Annotated in this window: 20 protein-coding genes; 15 read left to right on the forward strand and 5 right to left on the reverse strand. The window is 71.7% G+C overall.

The features are described from left to right. Positions 1-35: 35 nt before the first annotated feature. Both K3769_RS34050 and K3769_RS34055 read right to left on the reverse strand, forming a co-directional pair. Positions 36-2,432 carry a Tex family protein gene (locus K3769_RS34050; protein ID WP_267030088.1) on the reverse strand — a complete coding sequence of 799 codons (2,397 nt, stop codon included), beginning with the start codon at positions 2,430-2,432 and terminating at the stop codon, positions 36-38. A 123-nt stretch (positions 2,433-2,555) separates the two neighbouring features. Further along, entirely contained in the window at positions 2,556-3,422 is an 867-nt protein-coding gene (locus K3769_RS34055) for an SCO6745 family protein (protein WP_267030089.1), read from the reverse strand. Between the two features lie 135 nt (positions 3,423-3,557). On the opposite strand from K3769_RS34055, the gene K3769_RS34060 reads away from it, so the two are divergent. Both K3769_RS34060 and K3769_RS34065 read left to right on the forward strand, forming a co-directional pair. Then, a complete protein-coding gene (locus tag K3769_RS34060; RefSeq protein ID WP_267030090.1) occupies positions 3,558-4,529 on the forward strand; it encodes a GlxA family transcriptional regulator in 972 nt (323 codons plus the stop codon). Between the two features lie 44 nt (positions 4,530-4,573). Further along, positions 4,574-5,209 (forward strand): DJ-1/PfpI family protein, encoded by a 636-nt coding sequence (locus K3769_RS34065; protein ID WP_267030091.1) that lies wholly within the window; start codon positions 4,574-4,576, stop codon positions 5,207-5,209. Here the strand turns inward: K3769_RS34065 and K3769_RS34070 are convergent. After that, complete coding sequence (locus K3769_RS34070; protein WP_267030092.1) at positions 5,206-5,985, reverse strand: enoyl-CoA hydratase/isomerase family protein; 780 nt, start codon at positions 5,983-5,985, stop codon at positions 5,206-5,208. The genes K3769_RS34065 and K3769_RS34070 overlap by 4 nt on opposite strands. Positions 5,986-6,215: 230 nt before the next feature. Between K3769_RS34070 and K3769_RS34075 the strand changes: the two genes are divergently transcribed. Beyond that, positions 6,216-6,725: an ATP-binding protein gene (locus tag K3769_RS34075; protein WP_267031656.1), complete on the forward strand. Its 510-nt coding sequence runs from the start codon at positions 6,216-6,218 to the stop codon at positions 6,723-6,725. 3 nt (positions 6,726-6,728) lie between these two features. Here K3769_RS34075 and idi read toward each other — a convergent pair whose 3' ends face one another. Next, positions 6,729-7,322 carry an isopentenyl-diphosphate Delta-isomerase gene (gene idi, locus K3769_RS34080; RefSeq protein WP_267030093.1) on the reverse strand — a complete coding sequence of 198 codons (594 nt, stop codon included), beginning with the start codon at positions 7,320-7,322 and terminating at the stop codon, positions 6,729-6,731. A gap of 323 nt (positions 7,323-7,645) precedes the next feature. After that, positions 7,646-8,632, reverse strand: a complete 987-nt coding sequence (galE, locus tag K3769_RS34085; RefSeq protein ID WP_267030094.1) for a UDP-glucose 4-epimerase GalE — start codon at positions 8,630-8,632, stop codon at positions 7,646-7,648. 307 nt (positions 8,633-8,939) lie between these two features. Here galE and K3769_RS34090 point away from each other — a divergent pair, with 307 nt between their 5' ends. The 12 genes from K3769_RS34090 (at position 8,940) to K3769_RS34140 (ending at position 20,933) form a co-directional block, all read left to right on the forward strand. Beyond that, positions 8,940-10,742 carry a DUF5941 domain-containing protein gene (locus tag K3769_RS34090; protein WP_267031657.1) on the forward strand — a complete coding sequence of 601 codons (1,803 nt, stop codon included), beginning with the start codon at positions 8,940-8,942 and terminating at the stop codon, positions 10,740-10,742. Further along, positions 10,739-11,491, forward strand: coding sequence for a phosphocholine cytidylyltransferase family protein (locus tag K3769_RS34095; RefSeq protein WP_267030095.1), 753 nt, complete (start codon positions 10,739-10,741; stop codon positions 11,489-11,491). The genes K3769_RS34090 and K3769_RS34095 overlap by 4 nt, the downstream gene beginning before the upstream one ends. Next, the gene (locus K3769_RS34100; protein WP_267030096.1) at positions 11,479-12,540 is read left to right on the forward strand and encodes an iron-containing alcohol dehydrogenase family protein; all 1,062 of its coding nucleotides are present in this window, start codon (positions 11,479-11,481) and stop codon (positions 12,538-12,540) included. Before K3769_RS34095 ends, K3769_RS34100 begins: the two co-directional genes overlap by 13 nt. Further along, positions 12,518-13,297 (forward strand): CDP-alcohol phosphatidyltransferase family protein, encoded by a 780-nt coding sequence (locus tag K3769_RS34105; protein ID WP_107019959.1) that lies wholly within the window; start codon positions 12,518-12,520, stop codon positions 13,295-13,297. Before K3769_RS34100 ends, K3769_RS34105 begins: the two co-directional genes overlap by 23 nt. A 35-nt stretch (positions 13,298-13,332) precedes the next feature. Then, positions 13,333-14,187, forward strand: coding sequence for a glycosyltransferase family 2 protein (locus tag K3769_RS34110; protein ID WP_267031658.1), 855 nt, complete (start codon positions 13,333-13,335; stop codon positions 14,185-14,187). 96 nt (positions 14,188-14,283) lie between these two features. Continuing rightward, on the forward strand, positions 14,284-15,213 hold the full coding sequence (locus tag K3769_RS34115) for an ABC transporter permease (RefSeq protein WP_267030097.1): 930 nt from the start codon (positions 14,284-14,286) through the stop codon (positions 15,211-15,213). Further along, the gene (locus tag K3769_RS34120; protein ID WP_267030098.1) at positions 15,206-15,985 is read left to right on the forward strand and encodes an ABC transporter ATP-binding protein; all 780 of its coding nucleotides are present in this window, start codon (positions 15,206-15,208) and stop codon (positions 15,983-15,985) included. The genes K3769_RS34115 and K3769_RS34120 overlap by 8 nt, the downstream gene beginning before the upstream one ends. Positions 15,986-16,371: 386 nt before the next feature. Next, complete coding sequence (gene hpnC, locus K3769_RS34125) at positions 16,372-17,274, forward strand: squalene synthase HpnC (protein WP_267030099.1); 903 nt, start codon at positions 16,372-16,374, stop codon at positions 17,272-17,274. Then, positions 17,271-18,221 carry a presqualene diphosphate synthase HpnD gene (hpnD, locus tag K3769_RS34130; RefSeq protein ID WP_267030100.1) on the forward strand — a complete coding sequence of 317 codons (951 nt, stop codon included), beginning with the start codon at positions 17,271-17,273 and terminating at the stop codon, positions 18,219-18,221. Before hpnC ends, hpnD begins: the two co-directional genes overlap by 4 nt. Next, positions 18,221-18,361: a DUF6380 family protein gene (locus K3769_RS41220; RefSeq protein ID WP_372515097.1), complete on the forward strand. Its 141-nt coding sequence runs from the start codon at positions 18,221-18,223 to the stop codon at positions 18,359-18,361. The genes hpnD and K3769_RS41220 overlap by 1 nt, the downstream gene beginning before the upstream one ends. Further along, on the forward strand, positions 18,358-19,782 hold the full coding sequence (gene hpnE, locus K3769_RS34135) for a hydroxysqualene dehydroxylase HpnE (protein ID WP_267030101.1): 1,425 nt from the start codon (positions 18,358-18,360) through the stop codon (positions 19,780-19,782). Before K3769_RS41220 ends, hpnE begins: the two co-directional genes overlap by 4 nt. Positions 19,783-19,865: 83 nt before the next feature. Further along, a complete protein-coding gene (locus tag K3769_RS34140) occupies positions 19,866-20,933 on the forward strand; it encodes a polyprenyl synthetase family protein (protein WP_267030102.1) in 1,068 nt (355 codons plus the stop codon). Positions 20,934-21,016: the final 83 nt, after the last annotated feature.

Here is a 21,016-nt window from a genome sequence, read left to right on the forward strand (position 1 = left end):
CACCCGACAACGGCGCGGGCCCGGAAGCCCAAAAATCAGCCCCGCCCCTTACGACCCTTCGGGTCAGCGAGCCCCGCCCGCCGCAAGGCATCCGCCATCGCGCTGTTCCCGGGCGCGGGCGCGGAAGCCTGACGTGAACCCCCGCCACCCCCACCGCCGGAACGCCCCCGCTGCTGAGGTGGCCGCCCGCCCCCGCGCTGAGGGCGCCCGGAGCCCCCCTCCTGCGCCGCCGCCGAGGCATCGTCGTCCAACCGCAGGGTCAAAGAGATCCGCTTACGCGGAACATCGACCTCGCGCACCTTCACCTTCACGATGTCCCCGGACTTCACCACGTCCCGCGGGTCCTTGACGAACGTCTTCGACATCGCGGAGACATGGACGAGGCCGTCCTGGTGCACGCCCACGTCCACGAACGCCCCGAACGCCGCCACGTTCGTGACGACCCCCTCCAGGACCATCCCCGGCTCCAGGTCGGCGATCTTCTCGACGCCGTCCTTGAAGGTCGCCGTCTTGAAGGCGGGCCGCGGGTCGCGCCCCGGCTTCTCCAGCTCCCGCAGGATGTCCGTCACCGTCGGCAGACCGAACTTCTCGTCCACGAAGTCCGCCGGCTTCAGCGAGCGCAGCGCCCCTGTGTTGCCGATCAGCGAGCCGACCCCGCTCCCCGCCGTCTTCACCATCCGGCGGACCACGGGGTACGCCTCGGGGTGCACGCTCGACGCGTCCAGCGGGTCCTCGCCGCCGCGGATCCGCAGGAAGCCCGCACACTGCTCGTACGCCTTGGGGCCGAGCCTGGCCACCTTCTTCAGCGCGGTGCGTGAGGTGAACGGGCCGTTCGCGTCGCGGTGCGCCACGATGTTCTCGGCGAGTCCGGAGGTGATGCCGGAGACCCGGGTGAGCAGCGGTGTGGACGCCGTGTTGACGTCCACACCGACGCCGTTCACACAGTCCTCGACGACTGCGTCGAGGGAGCGCGAGAGCTTCACCTCGGACAGGTCGTGCTGGTACTGGCCGACACCGATCGACTTCGGGTCGATCTTCACCAGCTCGGCGAGCGGGTCCTGCAGACGGCGCGCGATGGAGACGGCGCCGCGCAGCGACACGTCCATGCCGGGCAGCTCCTGCGAGGCGAACGCCGACGCCGAGTACACGGACGCGCCCGCCTCGGACACCATCACCTTGGTGAGGTTCAGCTCCGGGTGCTTCGCGATGAGTTCACCGGCGAGCTTGTCCGTCTCGCGGGACGCCGTGCCGTTGCCGATGGCGATCAGCTCGACCGCGTGCTCCTTGGCGAGGCGGGCGAGCTTGGCGATGGCCTCGTCCCACCGGTTCGCCGGGACGTGCGGGTGGATGACGTCGGTGGCGACGGCCTTGCCGGTCGCGTCGACCACGGCCACCTTCACCCCCGTACGGAACCCCGGGTCGAGCCCTAGCGTCGAGCGTGTGCCCGCCGGGGCGGCCAGCAGCAGGTCGCGCAGGTTCGTCGCGAAGACATTGACCGCCTCGTCCTCGGCGGCCGTGCGCAGCCGCAGCCGCAGGTCGATGCCGAGGTGGACGAGGAGCCGGGTGCGCCAGGCCCAGCGGACCGTGTCCGTCAGCCACTTGTCGCCCGGCCGGCCCCGGTCGGCGATCCCGAAGCGCTGCGCGACGATCCCCTCGTACGAGGACGGGCCGGGCTGCTCGGACGGCTCCTCGGGCTCCAGGACGAGGTCCAGGACGTCCTCCTTCTCGCCGCGGAGCATGGCCAGAACGCGGTGCGAGGGCAGCGCCTTGAAGGGCTCGCCGAAGTCGAAGTAGTCGGCGAACTTGGCGCCCGCCTCCTCCTTGCCCTCCTTGACCTTGGCGACCAGCCGGCCGCGCACCCACATGCGCTCGCGCAGCTCGCCGATCAGGTCGGCGTCCTCCGAGAAACGCTCGGTGAGGATCGAGCGGGCGCCGTCCAGGGCGGTCTGCGGGTCCGCGACACCCTTGTCGGCGTCGACGAAGGCCGTGGCCGCGGCGACCGGATCGACGGACGGGTCCTTGAGAAGGCCCTCGGCGAGCGGCTCGAGGCCCGCCTCCCGGGCGATCTGCGCCTTCGTGCGCCGCTTCGGCTTGAACGGCAGGTAGATGTCCTCCAGCCGCGCCTTGGTCTCCGCGCCCTGGATCCGCGCCGCCAGCTCGTCGGTGAGCTTGCCCTGCTCGCGCACCGAGTCGAGGATCGCCGAACGCCGCTCCTCCAGCTCCCGGAGGTAGCGCAGCCGCTCTTCGAGCGTGCGCAGCTGCTCGTCGTCGAGCATCTCGGTCGCTTCTTTGCGGTACCGGGCGATGAAGGGCACCGTCGAGCCGCCGTCGAGCAAGTCGACGGCCGCCTTGACCTGCCGCTCCCGCACGCCGAGTTCCGCGGCGATCCTGCCTTCGATGGACCCTACGAGGGATGGCAGCTCTGTGGTCACGATTCCCGTACCGCCTTCTTGACTGGGGTTGCGCGGCAATTGTGGCAGGTGGCACCGACAACGGGGGATCAAGGGCGCACCGGAGGAGCCCGGCGAGTGGGGGGGGTGTCCGGCCGGAGGGGGTCAGCCCTTGCCGAACGCGCTCGCGGGAAAGGCGCCGGCGGCCAGCGCCTTCGACGTCAGCCCCGAACCCAGCTCCGTGAGGCGCTCGACACCGGTGGCGCCCAGATGTTCGTACGGAGCCCTGTCGAGGCGGTCCGTGCTCGCCTCGATCTCCTTGCGCAGGGCGACACCGGCTTCGGTCAACTCGCCCTCGGCGGTGAGCAGTCCCCGCTCCCGGAGCCGCCCCTGGGCCGCGGTCCAGTCCTCGCGGTGCCAGCCGCGGGAGGACAGGACCCATTTCGGTGCCATGCCCTTGCCGGTGGCGGTGTGGCTCACCAGCGCCTCCACGGGGTCGAGTTCCGCGCCGAGCAGCACCGCGAGGTGTCCGTCGCCCCGGTGCTCGCGCAGCAGCGTGGCCGCGTGCCAGAGCGCGAGGTGCGGTTCGTCGGGCACCGGCAGGTCGGCGTGGGCGGCGTACAGGGGGCGTGCGGTCCGGGTGCACGCCTCCGCGGCACGCAGGGCGAGCGCCGCGGCCTCGGCGACTTCCTTCGAGGCGATCACCTCGTCCCCGAGCAGCCGTCGCAGCGTGCCGTCGGCCACCCGCAGACGGGCCGCGAGCACCACCTCCGGAGAGGCGGTCCGCCACACCTCGGGCACATGCCGCGCCACCAGTTCATGGCGGAAGTTGTAGAACGTCGCCGTGACCGTGCCCGCCCCCACCGCCCCCAGGGGCGCGGCACGCACCGCGAAGTAGGCGGCCCTGGGGTCCGTCACCCCGACCGCGGCCAGCTCCGTGCCGAGTTCTGGGGAGAAGTACTGGCACGAGTGCAGCGGGTTGAGGACGTTGTGGCATCGGCGACCGGCACGCTCCGGCAGGGCTGTCGTCATGCCCCGCACGTTACCGACTGGTTGGTACGCGGGGAACGGTCGGGGCGCCCATCCGGCCCCGCACACACCCGCATGGCAGAAAGAGTGGGGTATTCGTCATTGCGGCCATCCGCCCGCCCGCGAAGAATCAGGCACATGGCGCACCGAACCGTCCTCCTCGTCCTCTTCGACGGTGTCCAGAGCCTCGACGTCACGGGCCCCGTGGAGGTCTTCGCGGGCGCGGACCTCCAGGCCGGGGCACCGGGGGAGACGTACCGCATCCACACCGCCTCCCTCGACGGCCGGCCGGTCCGCACCTCCAGCGGGCTGACCCTGGTCCCCGACCACGCGCTCGCCGACGCCCCGGCGCCGCACACCCTGCTCGTCCCGGGCGGACGCGGCTCGCGCGGCCCCGATCCGCGGGTGCTCGGCTGGCTGCGCGAGCACGGCCCGCGCGCCGACCGGCTGGTCTCCGTCTGCACGGGGGCGATCCTGCTGGCCGAGGCGGGCCTGCTGGACGGCCACCGGGTGACGACCCACTGGGCCTACTGCGAGCGCCTGGCCCGCGACCACCCGGCCGTCGAGGTGGACCCCGACCCGATCTACGTACGCGACGGCAGGGTCGCCACCTCGGCCGGGGTGACCGCCGGGATCGACCTGGCCCTCGCGCTCGTCGAGGAGGACGTCGGCCGGGACGCGGCGCTCGCGGTGGCCCGCCACCTCGTGGTCTTCCTGAGGCGTCCGGGGAACCAGGCCCAGTTCAGCGCCCAGCTGTCCGCCCAGACGGCCCGGCGGGCGCCCCTGCGGGATGTCCAGCAGTGGATCACCGAGCACCCCGGCGACGACCTGTCCGTGGAGAGGCTCGCGGCCCGCGCCCGGCTGTCGCCCCGCCACTTCGCCCGCGCCTTCCAGGCCGAGACGGGCACGACTCCCGGCCGGTACGTCGACTCGGTCCGCCTCGAACACGCCCGCCGTCTCCTGGAGGACACCACCGACGGCGTCGAGGAGATTGCCCGGACCAGCGGCTACGGCACCCCGGAGGCCATGCGCCGAGCCTTCGTCAAGACCCTGGGCACGGCCCCGGCGGAGTACCGCCGCCGCTTCCACCCCATGAGCACCGTCCGGTGAGGGGCGCCTCAGCCCCGAAACACCCGCACCCACGAAGGGCACCCATGCAGATCGCCATCGTCATCTTCGACCGCTTCACGGCCCTGGACGCCGTCGGCCCCTACGAGACCCTCGGCCGCCTCCCCGACGCGGAGACGGTCTTCGTCGCCGAGCGGCGCGGCCCCGTCCGCACCGACACGGGCAACCTCGCCATCACGGCCGACAAAGCCCTCGCCGAGGTCCCGCACCCGGACATCGTGGTGGTCGCCGGGGGCCCCGGACAGACCCCGCAGATGGAGAACGAGGCGCTCCTCGACTGGCTGCGCACGGCCGACGCCACCAGCACCTGGACGACGTCCGTGTGCACGGGCTCACTCCTGCTGGCCGCGGCCGGACTGCTCCGGGGCCGTCGCGCGACCTCGCACTGGCTGGCCCTCGACCATCTGGAGAGGTTCGGCGCCGAGCCGACGGGGGAGCGGGTCGTGACCGACGGCAAGTACGTGACGGCCGCCGGCGTCTCGTCCGGCATCGACATGGGCCTCACGCTGCTCGGCAGGATCGCGGGCGACGAGCACGCGCAAGCGGTGCAGCTCGCGGTGGAGTACGACCCCCGGCCGCCCTACGACGCGGGCTCCCCGCAGAAGGCACCCGCCCACCTCGTCGAACAGCTCCGCGCCCGCAGCCGCTTCCTCGTCAGCTAGGGGGTGGCCCCGCGGCCGACCCCGCCAGGAGCGGACGTGGTCCAGGTGAACTCAGGAGACCTGCGCTCCAGGAAGGCGGCGACCCCCTCCGCGGTGTCGTCCCCCTCGCGGGCCTGCCGCGCCCAGTAGCCGTCCCGGTCGGTGCGGCCGTCGGCGAACTCCTTCGCCGCCGCCTGCGTCAGCTGGGAGCGGGACACCAGGATCCGGGCGAACTCCGCGACCCGCCCGTCCAGTTCACCGGCGGGCAGCGTCTCGTCCACCAGGCCGGTGCGCAGCGCCCGTCCCGCGTCGATCAACTCGCCGGAGAAGAGCAGGTACTTGGCGGTCGCGGGCCCCACCAGGGACACCAAGCGCCGCGTGGAGGAGGCCGGGTAGACGATTCCCAGCTTCGCCGGAGTGATCCCGAACGAGGCCCGCTCGTCCGTGAACCGCAGATCGCACGCCGCGGCGAGCTGGCACCCGCCGCCCACGCAGTAGCCGCGTACGGCGGCGATCGTCGGCTTGGGGAAGGCGGCCAGCGCGTCCTCCGCGCGCACGGCGAGGCCCTGCGCCTCCCCGGCCGCGCCCCGCAGCGAGGAGATGTCGGCCCCGGCGCAGAACGTCCCGCCCTCGCCGGTGAGCACGAGCACGCGTACGGCCGGGTCGTCGGCCAGCTCGTCGAGCAGGGGCGGCAGCGCCCGCCACATGTCCGCCGTCATGGCGTTGCGCTTGGCGGGGTGGCGGATGACGACGGTGGCGACCCCGTCGGCGACGCTGTGTGACAGCTGCGGCTCCATGGCCCGGATGCTACGTCGTCGGTCTCGGGCCGAGCCAAACCCGTACAACCCGAAGAGTTCCGGATCCGGCACCCGGCGGACAGGATCTGTCACGCGCGTGACGAGGAAGCGCATCGGCGATCAGAAAACGCCGATACTCGCTGACTTCTGTTCAGTTATCCGGTACGGACCAGCGCGTTATCAACACTCGACGTGTGGTGACAATCGAGCGCAAGGGCGGCGACCGGACGATGGACGACCAGGGGCGGGGGCCCGGCCCACGTCCTGAAGGCGGCGGGGAGGCGCCCCCCGAGGAGAGACCGCCGGGCCCACTGCCGTACGAGGGAGTCTGGCGGTTCACCGCTCCCGCCGTCGACTCGTCCGTACCGCAGGCACGGCACGCGGTCCGCGACCTGCTCGCCCGCCAGGGCGTACCGGTCTCGGACGACATCGTCGAAGGACTGCTCCTGATCGTCTCCGAGCTGGTGACCAACGCCGTGCGGCACGCGGCCGTGCTCTCCCCGATGCTCGGCGTCGAGATCGCCGTCGGAGCCGAGTGGGTGCGGGTCTCCGTCGAGGACAACCACCCCTACCGGCCCACCGCCCTGGAGGCCGACCACGGCCAGACCGGTGGCCGCGGCCTCCTCCTCGTGCGCGAGATCACCCGCGAGGCGGGCGGGGTGTGCGACGTCGAGCACACGGCGACGGGGGGCAAGGTGATCTGGTCGGCACTGCCCCTCACCGTCGCCCGGGCGGTCTGAGGTTCACCAGCCCGCGGAGTCGCCCGTCAGTTCCCTGATCGCCGGCCGGGCCGCGTCCAGCACGGTCATGAACCACGCCGAGAACGGGTCCTTCGCATGACGCCCGGCCAGCTCGCCCGCACTCACGAAGACCGTCGACCCGACCTCCTCGGGGTCGGGCCGCAGAGCCGACTGCACCATCCCGACGAACAGATGGTTGAACTCCTGCTCCACCAGCCCCGACTCCGGGTCCGGGTGGTTGTAGCGGACCGTGCCCGCCTCGGCGAGGAGCGACGGGGAGACCCCCAGCTCCTCGAAGGTCCGCCGTGCGGCAGCCGCGAAGGGCGCCTCGCCGGGGTACGGGTGACCGCAGCACGTGTTGGACCAGACACCGGGGGAGTGGTACTTGCCCAGCGCCCGCTGCTGCAGCAGCAGCCGCCCCCGCTCGTCGAAGAGGAAGACGGAGAACGCCCGGTGCAGCTGCCCGGGTGGCTGATGGGCCGTGAGCTTCTCCGCCGTGCCGATCGTGGTGCCGTCCTCGTCGACCAGTTCGAGCAAGATGGCTTCAGCGTTGCCGTTCGACGAACTGTGCGTCGCGGTGGCAGGAGTGATCGGCATACCCGTCCTTCGCATCGGTCTTCAAGCCCCAAGTCTGCCGTACCGAACCGGCACTCCCGGCACCACGCGGGGTCCCGCTCGTCCGGTTCCGCCGCGCGGCCGAACCGGACATCGCACCCGGGACCGGCCGGACGCCGAAAGGGGCCGGACACCTCATCGTTCCCGCCACTACCGGTGCAGAACCGTCCAGACCGGGAGTATCCGTCCTTTCACCCGCAGGTGGCGGCCGGTTCGAACGCCGTAGCGCCACACCCGCGCTCCGCACCCGCCGGTCGACCCGCACCCGTGCGCGGCGCCTCCACCACCGGACGTACGCCGGATCGTCACGCGTGGTGCAGCTGCCAGCCCCGCCAGGCCGACTCGACCATCTCGCGCACCCCGCGCCGCGCGCTCCAGCCCAGTTCCGCGGCGGCCAGCTCGGCCGAGGCGACCGCGCGCGGCGCGTCACCCGGGCGGCGCGGCTCCACGAGCACGGGACGGGTGTCGCCGGTGACCTCGCCGATGAGCGTCATCAGTTCACGCACCGAGACCCCCTCGCCGCGACCGATGTTCACCGTCAGATCACCCGCACCGCCCGCCCGGTCCGAGGCGTCCGGGGAGGCCAGCCGCCGGGCCGCCGCGAGATGTGCGTCGGCGAGATCGGCGACATGGATGTAGTCGCGTACGCAGGTGCCGTCCGGCGTCGGATAGTCGTCGCCGAAGATCCGGGGAGCCTCGTCGCGGGTCAGCCGGTCGAAGACCATCGGGACCACGTTGAAGACACCGGTGTCCGCCAGCTCGGGGGCGGCGGCGCCCGCCACGTTGAAGTAGCGCAGGCACACGGTGTCGATGCCGTGGGCGCGGCCGGCCGCCCGCACCAGCCACTCACCCGCGAGCTTCGTCTCGCCGTAGGGGCTCATGGGGGCACACGGCGTGTCCTCCGTGATGAGGTCCACATCCGGGTTGCCGTACACGGCCGCCGAGGAGGAGAAGACGAACCGCCGCACACCCGCCCCGGCGACCGCGTCCAGGAGGGTGGCGAGCCCGCCGACGTTCTCCTGGTAGTAGCGCGTGGGCTGGGCCACGGACTCACCGACCTGCTTGCGCGCGGCCAGGTGCACCACACCCGTCACCGCGTGCTCGGCGAGGACCCGCTTGAGCAACTCCCCGTCCAGGGACGACCCCTGTACGAGCACGATCCCCTCGGGCAGCCGCGCGGGAACCCCGGCCGAGAGGTCGTCGAGCGCGAGCACGCGCTCCCCGGCCTCGGCCATGGCGCGCGCCACGTGCGCCCCGATGTATCCAGCCCCGCCTGTGATCAGCCATGTCATGGACGCCCACCCTATGCCGGTCCGCACGGTCGCCACGCATCCGTGCTCCGGACACGGGGTCCGGGAGCCGTGCCCTGAATTGGGCCGGAATAGGCCGTGGTTTGTGGGCCGGGGCCAAAATCCACGATGATGATCGCCGAGGACGTACCGATCAGAACGTGTTGATCGGACCGTGAACGGGCGGTGAACGGCCGCTTCCCGTCATCCGATAGCCTCTGCCGACATGCCGCCCGGCCGTCCCAGGGCGCACCCCCACCACGCACCTGCCCGGCGTCGTGCACGCCGGAACCCAGAGGAGTGAGTTCGTCTGTCGACCGCCATCCTCACCGGTCAGCCGGTCCCCGGGTCGTCGCTCGAAAACGATCTGCGGTCCCTCGGCTTCGACGTGCGGGCCGCCCTCGACGCGGCCGACGCCGAGACGCTCCTCGCCGCCGTCCCCGCGGACCAGCGGGTGGCCGTCGTCGACTCCCGCTTCGTGGGCCACGTCCACGCGCTGCGGCTCGGTCTGACCGACCCGCGCTTCGAGGCCGCCGCGATCCCCGGCGCCGTCACCGCCAAGTCCGGGGCGCGTCCGGCGCTGGCCCGCGCGCTGCGCACCGCCTCCTCGGAGGCGTCGAACGGCTCCGTGGTGGTCGGCATCGTCGCCGACCGGGTCGCGGAGGCCCTCGACACCGATCTGCACCGCCCCGAACTGGGCGAACTCGTCGCCGAGGTCCCCCGGGACCCGCAGGCCCGCAACGAGGCCCGGCAGTCCGTCGCCGCCGTGGACGACGAGGCGATCCGGCTGCGTACGGCCGTGAAGTCCCGCGACGGCTTCTTCACCACCTACTGCGTCAGCCCGTACTCCCGTTATCTCGCCCGCTGGTGCGCCCGCCGCGGAATGACCCCGAACCAGGTCACCACCGCCTCGCTGATCACCGCGCTGATCGCGGCCGGCTGCGCGGCGACGGGCACCCGGCCCGGCTTCGTCGCCGCCGGCCTGCTCCTCCTCTTCTCCTTCGTGCTCGACTGCACGGACGGCCAGCTCGCCCGGTACTCCCTGCAGTACTCCACGCTCGGCGCCTGGCTCGACGCGACCTTCGACCGCGCCAAGGAGTACGCCTACTACGCGGGCCTCGCCCTCGGCGCGGCCCGCGGCGGTGACGACGTCTGGGCCCTGGCCCTCGCCGCGATGGTCCTGCAGACCTGCCGGCACGTCGTCGACTTCTCCTTCAACGAGGCGAACGCCGACAGCACGGCCGTGGGCGCCGACAGCAGCCCCACCGCGGCTCTTTCGGGCAAGCTCGACAGCGTCGGCTGGACGGTCTGGCTGCGCCGGATGATCGTCCTGCCCATCGGCGAGCGCTGGGCGATGATCGCGGTACTCACCGCGCTCACCACGCCCCGGATCACCTTCTACGTGCTGCTGATCGGCTGCGCCTTCGCCGCGTGCTACACCACCGCGGGCCGGGTGCTGCGCTCCCTGACCCGCAAGGCGCGGCGCACGGACCGCGCGGCGCAGGCGCTGGCGGACCTCGCGGACAGCGGCCCCCTGGCGGAGGTGCTCGCGCGCGTCATGCCCAGCGCCCCTCCCGTCCTGGCGCGCCTCCTCGCCGTGGCCGGCGCCGCACTGGTGCTGCTCGCGGCCTGGATCGACGGACCGGGCTGGTCGGTCGTCGTGTGCGCCGCCGTGTACGTCCTGGTGTCGGCGGACGTCGTCGCCCGCCCCCTCAAGGGCGCCCTCGACTGGCTGCTCCCACCGCTGCTGCGCGCCGCCGAGTACGGCACCGTACTGATCCTCGCGGCGAAAGCCGACGTGAACGGCGCCCTTCCGGCAGCTTTCGGGCTGGTGGCGGCCGTCGCCTACCATCACTACGACACGGTGTACCGCATCCGCGGCAACGCCGGCGCGCCGCCGCACTGGCTGGTGCGGGCGATCGGCGGGCACGAAGGCAGGACGCTGCTGGTCACCGTCCTGGCCGCGCTGCTCGCCGCCGAAGATTTCAAGGTCGCGCTCACGGCACTCGCCGTGGCCGTGGCACTGGTGGTGCTCTTCGAGAGCATCCGCTACTGGGTGACCGCCCACAGGCGCGGCGCACCCGCCGTACACGATGAAGGAGAACCCGCATGATCGGCCTCGTGCTGGCTGCCGGCGCCGGACGGCGTCTGCGCCCCTACACCGACACCCTGCCCAAGGCTCTGGTGCCGGTGGGACCCGAAGGCGACGAGGACAGCATCACCGTGCTCGACCTCACCCTCGGCAACTTCGCCGAGATCGGCCTGACCGAGGTCGCGGTCATCGTCGGTTACCGCAAGGAAGCCGTCTATGAGCGCCGCGAGGCGCTGGAGCAGAAGTACGGCGTCAAGATCACGCTGATCGACAACGACAAGGCCGAGGAGTGGAACAACGCCTACTCCCTGTGGTGCGGCCGTGACGCGATCAAGCACTCGGTGATCCTCGCCAACGGCGACACCGTGCACCCGGTCTCCGTCGAGAAGACCCTGCTCGCCGCCCGCGGCGACGGCAAGAAGATCATCCTCGCCCTCGACACGGTGAAGTCCCTCGCCGACGAGGAGATGAAGGTCGTCGTCGGCCCCGAGGGCTCCATGACGAAGATCACCAAGCTGATGGACCCCGCCGAGGCGACCGGTGAGTACATCGGTGTGACCCTCATCGAGGGCGACGCCGCCGACGAGCTGGCCGACGCCCTCAAGACGGTCTTCGAGACGGACCCGCAGCAGTTCTACGAGCACGGCTACCAGGAGCTCGCGAACCGCGGCTTCCGTATCGACGTGGCCCCCATCGGCGACGTCAAGTGGGTCGAGATCGACAACCACGAGGACCTCGCCAAGGGACGTGAGATCGCGTGCCAGTACTGACGAGGCTCATCCCCTCGCCGGTCGTCGTCGACATCCGTCCGGGTGCCCTGGACGACCTGTCGGCGGTCCTCGCCGACCAGCGCATCTCGCACTCCGGCAAGCTGGCCGTCGCCATCAGCGGCGGCTCGGGCGCCAAGCTGCGCGAGCGGCTGACCCCGGCGATGCCGGGCGCCGACTGGTTCGAGGTCGGCGGCGGCACCCTGGACGAGGCGATCAAGCTCGGCGACGCCATGAAGAAGGGGCACTACGACGCGGTCGTGGGCCTCGGCGGCGGCAAGATCATCGACTGCGCGAAGTTCGCCGCGGCCCGGATCGGCCTCCCGCTGGTCGCCGTCGCGACGAACCTCTCGCACGACGGTCTGTGCTCCCCGGTCGCGACCCTCGACAACGACGCGGGCCGCGGCTCGTACGGTGTGCCGAACCCGATCGCCGTGGTCATCGACCTCGACGTGATCCGTGAGGCCCCCGTCCGCTTCGTGCGCTCCGGCATCGGCGACGCCCTGTCCAACATCTCCGCGGTCGCGGACTGGGAGCTGGCCAACCGCGAGAAGGGCGAGCAGATCGACGGCCTCGCCGCCGCGATGGCCCGCCAGGCCGGCGAGGCCGTGCTGCGGCACCCGGGCGGCGTCGGCGACGACGCCTTCCTCCAGGTGCTGGCCGAGGGCCTGGTCCTCACCGGCATCTCCATGTCGGTCGCGGGCGACTCCCGTCCGGCCTCCGGCGCCTGCCACGAGATCAACCACGGCTTCGACCTGCTCTTCCCCAAGCGCGCCGCCAGCCACGGCGAGCAGTGCGGTCTGGGCGCGGCCTTCGCGATGCACCTGCGCGGAGCCCGCGAGGAGTCGGCGTACATGGCCGAGGTCCTGCGGCGCCACGGGCTGCCCGTGCTCCCGGAGGAGATCGGCTTCACCCCGGACGAGTTCGTCCAGGTCGTGGAGTTCGCGCCGTCGACCAGGCCGGGCCGCTACACGATCCTCGAACACCTCGACCTCTCCACCGACCAGATCAGGGACGCATACGCCGACTATGCAAAAGCCATCGGTAGCTGAGCTGCGCCCGGTCGTGCACCCCCCGGGTGTCAAGGACCGGCGCAGCGGCGAGCACTGGGGAGGCCGGCTCTACATGCGCGAGATCTCGCTGCGCATCGACCGGCACCTGGTGAACACCAAGGTCACGCCCAACCAGCTGACCTACGTGATGACCGTCTTCGGCGTGCTCGCCGCCCCGGCCCTGCTGGTGCCGGGCATCCCGGGCGCCCTGCTCGGCGTACTGATGGTCCAGCTGTATCTGCTGTTCGACTGCGTCGACGGCGAGATCGCCCGCTGGCGCAAGCAGTACTCGATGACCGGGGTGTACGTCGACCGCGTCGCCGCCTACCTGTGCGACGCGGCGGTCCTGGTCGGCTTCGGCCTGCGCGCCGCCGATCTGTGGGGCACCGGGCGGATCGACTGGCTGTGGGCCTTCCTCGGCACGCTCGCCGCCCTGGGCGCCGTCCTGATCAAGTCCGAGACCGACCTCGTCGGGGTCGCCCGCCACCAGACGGGCAAGGCGCCGGTCCAGGAGTCGGCGTCCGAGCCGCGCTCCTCCGGCATGGCGCTGGCCCGCCGGGCCGCGGGCGCGCTCAAGTTCCACCGGCTCGTCCTCGGCATAGAGGCCTCCCTGCTGATCCTGGTCCTCGCGGTCCTGGACACGGTCCGGGACGACCTGTTCTTCTCGCGGCTCGGCGTCGCGGTCCTGGCCGGCATCGCGATGCTGCAGACCGTGCTGCACCTGGTGTCCATCCTCGCTTCGAGCAGGCTGAAGTGAGCACGGCCACGAAGGTCGGCGCGGTGATCATCACCATGGGCAACCGCCCCGACGAGCTGCGCGCCCTCCTCGACTCGGTCGCCAAGCAGGACGGCGACCCGGTCGAGGTGGTCGTGGTCGGCAACGGCTCGCCCGTCCCGGACGTCACGGGGTCCATACCCGGCGTCCGCACGGTCGAGCTGCCCGAGAACCTCGGCATCCCCGGTGGCCGCAACGTCGGCATCGAGGCGTTCGGTCCCGGCGGCACCGATGTGGACGTCCTGCTCTTCCTGGACGACGACGGCCTCCTGGCCCGCCACGACACCGCCGAGCTGTGCCGGCAGGCGTTCGCGGCCGACCCGGAGCTGGGCATCATCAGCTTCCGCATCGCGGACCCCGAGACCGGCATCACCCAGCGCCGCCACGTGCCCCGGCTGCGCGCCTCCGACCCGATGCGCGACTCCCGCGTCACCACCTTCCTCGGCGGCGCCAACGCCGTCCGTACGAAGGTGCTCGCCGAGGTCGGCGGACTGCCCGAGGAGTTCTTCTACGCCCATGAGGAGACCGACCTCGCCTGGCGGGCCCTCGACGCGGGCTGGATGATCGACTACCGCTCGGACATGGTGCTCAACCACCCCACGACCGCGCCCTCCCGGCACGCGGTCTACCACCGGATGGTCGCCCGCAACCGCGTCTGGCTCGCCCGTCGCAACCTGCCCGCGCCGCTGGTCCCCGTCTATCTCGGCGTGTGGATGCTCCTCACGCTCGCCCGTCGGCCCTCGCGCCCGGCCCTGAAGGCCTGGTTCGGCGGTTTCAAGGAGGGCTGGACCAGTCCGTGCGGCCCCCGGCGCCCCATGAAGTGGCGTACGGTATGGCGCCTGACCCGACTGGGCCGACCACCCGTCATCTGACACGCTCGATATCTGAGAGCATTCGGGCCGTACCCCGGTCCCTGTCTTTGGCCTACGCCCTACCAGGCCGCGCACCTTGAGGACGAAAGTTTCCCTGTGAGTGAGACAACGCATGACGGCGGCGTTGCGGTGAGCGCCCCCCCGTCCCCCGATGAAGGGCTCAGCGCGGCGGACCTCGCCGCCAAGTACGGGCTGGCCGTCAGCGGCGCCCGGCCCGGACTCGTCGAATACGTCCGTCAGCTCTGGGGGCGGCGTCACTTCATCCTCGCCTTCTCGCAGGCGAAGCTCACCGCCCAGTACAGCCAGGCCAAGCTCGGCCAGCTGTGGCAGGTGGCCACACCGCTGCTGAACGCGGCCGTGTACTTCCTGATCTTCGGCCTGATCCTGAAGGCCGACCGCGGCATGGAGCGGGAGGTGTACATCCCGTTCCTGGTGACGGGCGTCTTCGTCTTCACCTTCACCCAGAGCTCGGTGATGGCGGGCGTGCGCGCGATCTCCGGCAACCTCGGACTGGTCCGGGCGCTGCACTTCCCGCGCGCCGCGCTGCCGATCTCGTTCTCGCTGCAGCAGCTCCAGCAGCTGCTCTTCTCGATGATCGTGCTCTTCGTCGTGGCGGTCGGTTTCGGCAGCTATCCCCAGCTGTCCTGGCTGCTGATCGTCCCGATCCTGGTGCTGCAGTTCCTCTTCAACACCGGTCTCGCGATGATCATGGCCAGGATGGGCGCCAAGACCCCGGACCTGGCCCAGCTCATGCCGTTCGTGATGCGTACGTGGATGTACGCGTCCGGTGTCATGTTCTCGATCCCCGTGATGCTCGAAGAGCACCCCGAGTGGATCGCCGACATCCTCCAGTGGAACCCCGCCGCCATCTACATGGACCTGATGCGCTTCGCGCTCGTCGACGGCTACGGCTCCGAGAACCTGCCGCCGCACGTGTGGGCGGTCGCGGGCGGCTGGGCCGTCCTCGTCGCCGTCGGCGGTTTCGTGTACTTCTGGAAGGCTGAGGAGCGTTACGGCCGTGGCTGAGCAGACCGACAGGACCCACATCCCGACCGTCATCGCGGACGAGCTGCACATCGTCTACCGGGTCAACGGCGCCAAGACCGGCAAGGGCAGCGCCACCTCCGCCCTCAGCCGCATACTCCGGCGCGGCGAGGAGCGAGGCGTCCGCAAGGTGCACGCCGTCCGCGGTGTCTCCTTCAAGTCCTACCGCGGTGAGGCCATCGGCCTGATCGGATCCAACGGCTCCGGCAAGTCCACCCTGCTGCGGGCCATCGCCGGACTGCTCCCCGCGGAGAAGGGCCACGTCTACACCGACGGCCAGCCCTCGCTCCTCGGCGTCAACGCGGCCCTGATGAACGACCTCACGGGCGAGCGGAACGTCATCCTCGGCGGGCTGGCCATGGGCATGACGCGCGAGCAGATCAGGGAGCGCTACCAGGACATCGTCGACTTCTCGGGCATCAACGAGAAGGGCGACTTCATCACCCTGCCCATGCGCACCTACTCCTCCGGCATGGCCGCCCGGCTGCGCTTCTCCATCGCCGCCGCCAAGGACCACGACGTCCTCATGATCGACGAGGCCCTCGCGACCGGCGACCGCAAGTTCCAGAAGCGCTCCGAGGCCCGGATCCGGGAGCTCCGCAAGGAGGCCGGCACGGTCTTCCTCGTCAGCCACAACAACAAGTCCATCCGTGACACGTGCGACCGCGTCCTGTGGCTGGAGCGCGGCGAGCTGCGCCTGGACGGACCGACCGACGAGGTCCTCAAGGAGTACGAGAAGTTCACGGGCAAGTGAGCCCGAGTCGTAGAAGAAGCACGCAGGGCCCCGCCGGAACGGTTCGGCGGGGCCCTGCGTCTGCAAAGGAAACGCCAACTCCGGCCGCCCGTAGGAATCTTGACGTCAATCGGTGTGTTCTTGTGATGCGCAGGACACCCCGGCGGAGCATGGCGGGTTGTACAACGTAAGCTGTACCGGTGCTGATTCGCGGCAAGTGGGGCGATACTGCGCGACACCAGGCATAGGGTCTGGCGCGCGGACGGCCGGGCGGCGTGTCCGAAATAGTCACCATTGGGTCAGCAGTGTAGAACGGGAGATGTGACGGCAATGGCTACGGAAACTCTCCAGCTCCGCTGCGCGTGTGCCGTCCGTGCGTGTGGCGTCCGCGGCCCGGGCGGCGGGCGATGACGCCGGCGAGAACGGCACGTGCCGGTGACCCGGAGCGCGGCACCCTAGACAAGGCCGCGGACGAGAACTTCCCCGTGGCACCGTTCTTCCTCCCCAGGGCCTGGCGCGCCGACCTCATGGCCGTCTACGGCTTCGCCCGGCTCGTCGACGACATCGGCGACGGGGACCTGGCCCCCGGCGGCGCCGACGCCCGCCTCCTGGGCGTGTCCCCCGAAGAGGCGAAGGACCGGCTCGCCCTGCTCGACGCCTTCGAGGCGGACCTGCGCAAGGTCTTCGACTCGACCCCGGGCCACCCGCTCCTGCGCCGTCTGCAGCCCACGGTCCGCCGCACCGGCCTGACCCCCGAGCCCTTCCTCGCCCTGATCGCCGCGAACCGCCAGGACCAGCTCGTCCAGCGGTACGAGACCTACGACGACCTCCTCGCCTACTGCGAACTGTCCGCGAACCCGGTCGGCCGGCTCGTCCTGTCCGTCACCGGCACCTCGACCCCCGAGCGGATCCGCCTCTCCGACGCGGTCTGCACGGCCCTGCAGATCGTCGAGCACCTCCAGGACGTCGCCGAGGACCTCGGCCGCGACCGCATCTACCTTCCCGCCGAGGACATGAAGCGCTTTCACGTCCAGGAGGCGGATCTCGCCACGCCCACGGCAGGCGCATCGGCGCGCGCACTGGTTGCATACGAAGCAGAACGCGCCCGGAACCTCCTGAATGAAGGCACCCCCCTCGTGGGTAGCGTCCACGGCAGACTCAAGCTGCTGCTCGCGGGGTTCGTGGCAGGAGGAAGGGCGGCGATCCGGGCGATCGCCGCCGCCGAATACGACGTACTTCCCGGCCCGCCGAAGCCCGGCAAGATCCAGTTGCTGCGCGAGGTGGGAGTGACTCTGCGAGGAGAGGGGTGATCCGGACCGTGGAGTCGGACCCACACATGTCCGCACCGGTACTCGCCGCTTACGGCTACTGCGAGGCGGTCACCGGGCAGCAGGCCCGGAATTTCGCGTACGGCATCCGGCTGCTCCCGACGCCCAAGCGCCGGGCGATGTCGGCGCTCTACGCGTTCTCGCGGCGCGTCGACGACATCGGTGACGGGGCGCTGGCCCCCGAGGTCAAGGCGAAGCGGCTGGAGGAGACCCGGACGCTGCTCGCCCGGATCCGCGACCGCTCGGTGGGCGAGGACGACACCGACCCGGTCGCCGTCGCCCTGCGGCACACCGCGGACCACTTCCCGGTGCCGCTGGAGGGCCTCGACGAACTCATCGACGGCGTCCTCATGGACGTCCGCGGGGAGACGTACGAGACCTGGGACGACCTGAAGGTCTACTGCCGCTGCGTCGCCGGGGCCATCGGCCGGCTCTCGCTCGGCGTCTTCGGCACGGAACCGGGGGCGCGCGGCGCCGAGCGGGCGCCGGAGTACGCGGACACGCTCGGGCTCGCGTTGCAACTGACCAACATCCTCAGGGACGTTCGGGAGGACGCCGGGGACGGGCGGACGTATCTGCCCGCCGACGACCTCGCGAAGTTCGGCTGCTCGGCCGGGTTCGACGGGTCGCGCCCACCGGAGGGCTCCGACTTCGCGGGCCTCGTCCACTTCGAGGTGCGCCGGGCCCGCGCGCTCTTCGCGGAGGGCTACCGGCTGCTGCCCATGCTGGACCGCCGCAGCGGCGCCTGTGTCGCCGCGATGGCCGGCATCTACCGCCGCCTCCTGGACCGCATCGAGCGCGAACCGGAGGCCGTCCTGCGTGGCCGGGTCTCGCTCCCCGGACGCGAGAAGGCGTACGTCGCCGTGCGCGGCCTCTCCGGTCTCGACGCCCGGCATGTCTCGCGCCGGACCGTCAGGAGGCGCGCTTGATGGACACTCCGCACCAAAATGATGCAGATACCTGGAAACCGCGCGCAACCCTTCGGCGCGGAACGGCGTCCCTGACTGCATCGGCCGCCCGTGCCCGGCTCCACCGGCACGGCGGGGCCGTGGGGGAAGGTGCACGATGAACGACACCACGCAGGACGAGGGGCCCGACGCCGGCTCCCCGGGCCGCCCCACGACGGCCGTAGTGGTCGGCGGGGGGCTCGCGGGGACGACCGCGGCGCTCGCGCTGGCCGACGCGGGAGTCCGCGTGACGCTGCTCGAAGGCAGGCCCCGGCTGGGCGGGCTCGCCTTCTCCTTCCAGCGCGGCGGACTCACCGTGGACAACGGCCAGCACGTGTATCTGCGCTGCTGCACGGCGTACCGCTGGTTCCTCGACCGCGTCGAAGGAGCGGAACTCGCGCCGCTGCAGGACCGCCTCGACGTGCCCGTCCTCGACGCCGGGGCGCCGGCCGGACGGCGGCTCGGCAGAATCGGCCGAACGGCGCTGCCCGTCCCGCTGCATCTGGCGCGCGGCCTCGCGACCTACCCGCATCTCTCGCTCGCCGAGCGCGCCAGGGTCGGCCGTGCCGCTCTGGCGCTCAAGGGGCTCGACCCCGCCGACCCGGCGCTCGACGCGCAGAGCTTCGGCGGCTGGCTGACCGCGCACGGTCAGTCCGACCGGGCCATCGAGGCACTGTGGGACCTGGTGGGGGTCGCCACCCTCAACGCGGTGGCCGGCGACGCCTCGCTCGGGCTCGCCGCGATGGTGTTCAAGACCGGTCTGCTGTCCGACCCGGGAGCCGCCGACATCGGCTGGGCGCGCGTCCCGCTGGGTGAACTGCACGACCGGCTGGCCCGCAAGGCGCTCGACTCCGCGGGAGTCCGTACCGAGGTCCGTACACGAGTCACCTCCATCTCCCCACACGAGAACGGGCGTTGGCGCGTTCAGGTTCCCGGCGAGACGCTCGACGCCGACACGGTCGTCCTCGCCGTACCGCAGCGCGAGGCCCACGATCTGCTCCCCGAGGGCGCGCTCGACGCCCCCGGGCGGCTGCTGGAGATCGGTACGGCGCCCATCCTCAATATCCACGTCGTGTACGACCGCAAGGTCCTCAGCCGGCCGTTCTTCGCCGCGCTCGGCTCCCCCGTGCAGTGGGTCTTCGACCGGACCGGGGCGTCCGGGCTGGGGGAGGGCCAGTACCTCGCGCTGTCCCAGTCGGCCGCGCAGGACGAGATCGACACACCGGTCGCGGAACTGCGCGCACGCTACCTGCCGGAACTGCGGCGGCTGCTGCCGCACACCAGGGACGCGGAGGTCCGGGACTTCTTCGTGACCAGGGAGCGCACGGCGACGTTCGCCCCGGCCCCCGGCGTCGGACGGCTGCGGCCCGGCGCCCGCACCAAGGCACCCGGCCTGTACCTGGCCGGCGCGTGGACCGCCACCGGGTGGCCCGCGACCATGGAGAGTGCGGTCCGCAGCGGTGTGAGCGCGGCGGACGCGGCGCTGGCCGCACTGGGCCGGCCACGCGACCACCTCTTCGAGCTCTTCGAGGAGGCGGCGTGACGCTCGATCAGAGCGACGGGGCCACCGTCGCCCGCTCCGGCACCGGCCCCCGCACCCCCCGCATCGCGAATAGAGGAGAGACTGTGCCCACTGTGCCCCCGGCATCGAAGGCTGCCGACGCGGTGGACGTGACCGCGCTCCTGGAGCGCGGCCGGACCCTGGCCTCACCTGTACTGCGGGCGGCCATCGACCGCCTCGCACCCCCCATGGACACCGTCGCCGCCTACCACTTCGGCTGGATCGACGCCGAGGGCCGCCCCGCCGAGGGCGACGGCGGCAAGGCCGTACGCCCCGCGCTCGCCGTGCTGTCCGCCGAGGCGGCCGGTGCCGTCCCCGAGGTGGGCGTGCCGGGCGCGGTCGCCGTCGAGCTGGTGCACAACTTCTCCCTCCTGCACGACGACCTGATGGACGGCGACGAGCAGCGCCGCCACCGCGACACCGTCTGGAAGGTGCACGGCCCCGCCCAGGCGATCCTCGTCGGCGACGCCCTGTTCGCGCTGGCCAACGAACTGCTCCTGGAGCTCGGCACGGTCGAGGCGGGCCGCGCGACGCGCCGGCTGACCACCGCCACCCGCGCGCTGATCGACGGCCAGGCCCAGGACATCTCCTACGAGCACCGCGACCGCGTCAGCGTCGAGGAGTGCCTGGAGATGGAGGGCAACAAGACCGGCGCCCTGCTCGCCTGCGCCTGCTCCATCGGCGCGGTCCTCGGCGGCGCCGACGACCGCACGGCGGACACGCTGGAGAAGTACGGCTACCACCTCGGCCTCGCCTTCCAGGCCGTCGACGACCTGCTCGGCATCTGGGGCGACCCGGTGTCCACCGGCAAGCAGACCTGGAGCGACCTGCGCCAGCGCAAGAAGTCCCTGCCCGTCGTGGCCGCGCTCGCGGCCGGCGGCCCGGCCTCCGAGCGCCTGGGCGAACTGCTCGCCGCGGACGCCAGGAGCAGCGACTTCGAGAACTTCTCCGAGGAGGAGTTCGCCGTACGCGCCGCGCTCATCGAGGAGGCGGGCGGGCGCGAGTGGACCGCCGAGGAGGCGCGCCGCCAGCACACCGTGGCCGTCGAGGCCCTCGACACGATCGACATGCCGGACCGGGTGCGGGCTCAGTTCGTGGAGCTCGCCGACTTCGTCGTCGTACGAAAGAGATGATCACTATCGGTCGAATAGCCCTCGCGTAGTCGCCGGCCGGTGCTGCGGGAAGAACGAGCACCGGCCGACGGCGGACCCACAGC

Source organism: Streptomyces ortus (assembly GCF_026341275.1).
Classification (GTDB): domain Bacteria; phylum Actinomycetota; class Actinomycetes; order Streptomycetales; family Streptomycetaceae; genus Streptomyces; species Streptomyces ortus.

Bases quoted from the DNA above. Each gene is read 5' to 3' on its own strand.
- K3769_RS34110 (WP_267031658.1), top strand. From the start codon at position 13,333: ATGGGCAACCGCCCCGACGAGCTGCGCGCCCTCCTCGACTCGGTCGCC.
- K3769_RS34060 (WP_267030090.1), top strand. From the start codon at position 3,558: ATGGCGCACCGAACCGTCCTCCTCGTCCTCTTCGACGGTGTCCAGAGC.
- K3769_RS34105 (WP_107019959.1), top strand. From the start codon at position 12,518: ATGCAAAAGCCATCGGTAGCTGAGCTGCGCCCGGTCGTGCACCCCCCG.
- K3769_RS34095 (WP_267030095.1), top strand. From the start codon at position 10,739: ATGATCGGCCTCGTGCTGGCTGCCGGCGCCGGACGGCGTCTGCGCCCC.
- K3769_RS34065 (WP_267030091.1), top strand. From the start codon at position 4,574: ATGCAGATCGCCATCGTCATCTTCGACCGCTTCACGGCCCTGGACGCC.
- galE (WP_267030094.1), bottom strand. From the start codon at position 8,632: ATGACATGGCTGATCACAGGCGGGGCTGGATACATCGGGGCGCACGTG.
- hpnE (WP_267030101.1), top strand. From the start codon at position 18,358: ATGAACGACACCACGCAGGACGAGGGGCCCGACGCCGGCTCCCCGGGC.
- K3769_RS34055 (WP_267030089.1), bottom strand. From the start codon at position 3,422: ATGACGACAGCCCTGCCGGAGCGTGCCGGTCGCCGATGCCACAACGTC.
- K3769_RS34070 (WP_267030092.1), bottom strand. From the start codon at position 5,985: ATGGAGCCGCAGCTGTCACACAGCGTCGCCGACGGGGTCGCCACCGTC.
- K3769_RS34075 (WP_267031656.1), top strand. From the start codon at position 6,216: ATGGACGACCAGGGGCGGGGGCCCGGCCCACGTCCTGAAGGCGGCGGG.
- hpnC (WP_267030099.1), top strand. From the start codon at position 16,372: ATGACGCCGGCGAGAACGGCACGTGCCGGTGACCCGGAGCGCGGCACC.
- K3769_RS41220 (WP_372515097.1), top strand. From the start codon at position 18,221: ATGGACACTCCGCACCAAAATGATGCAGATACCTGGAAACCGCGCGCA.
- idi (WP_267030093.1), bottom strand. From the start codon at position 7,322: ATGCCGATCACTCCTGCCACCGCGACGCACAGTTCGTCGAACGGCAAC.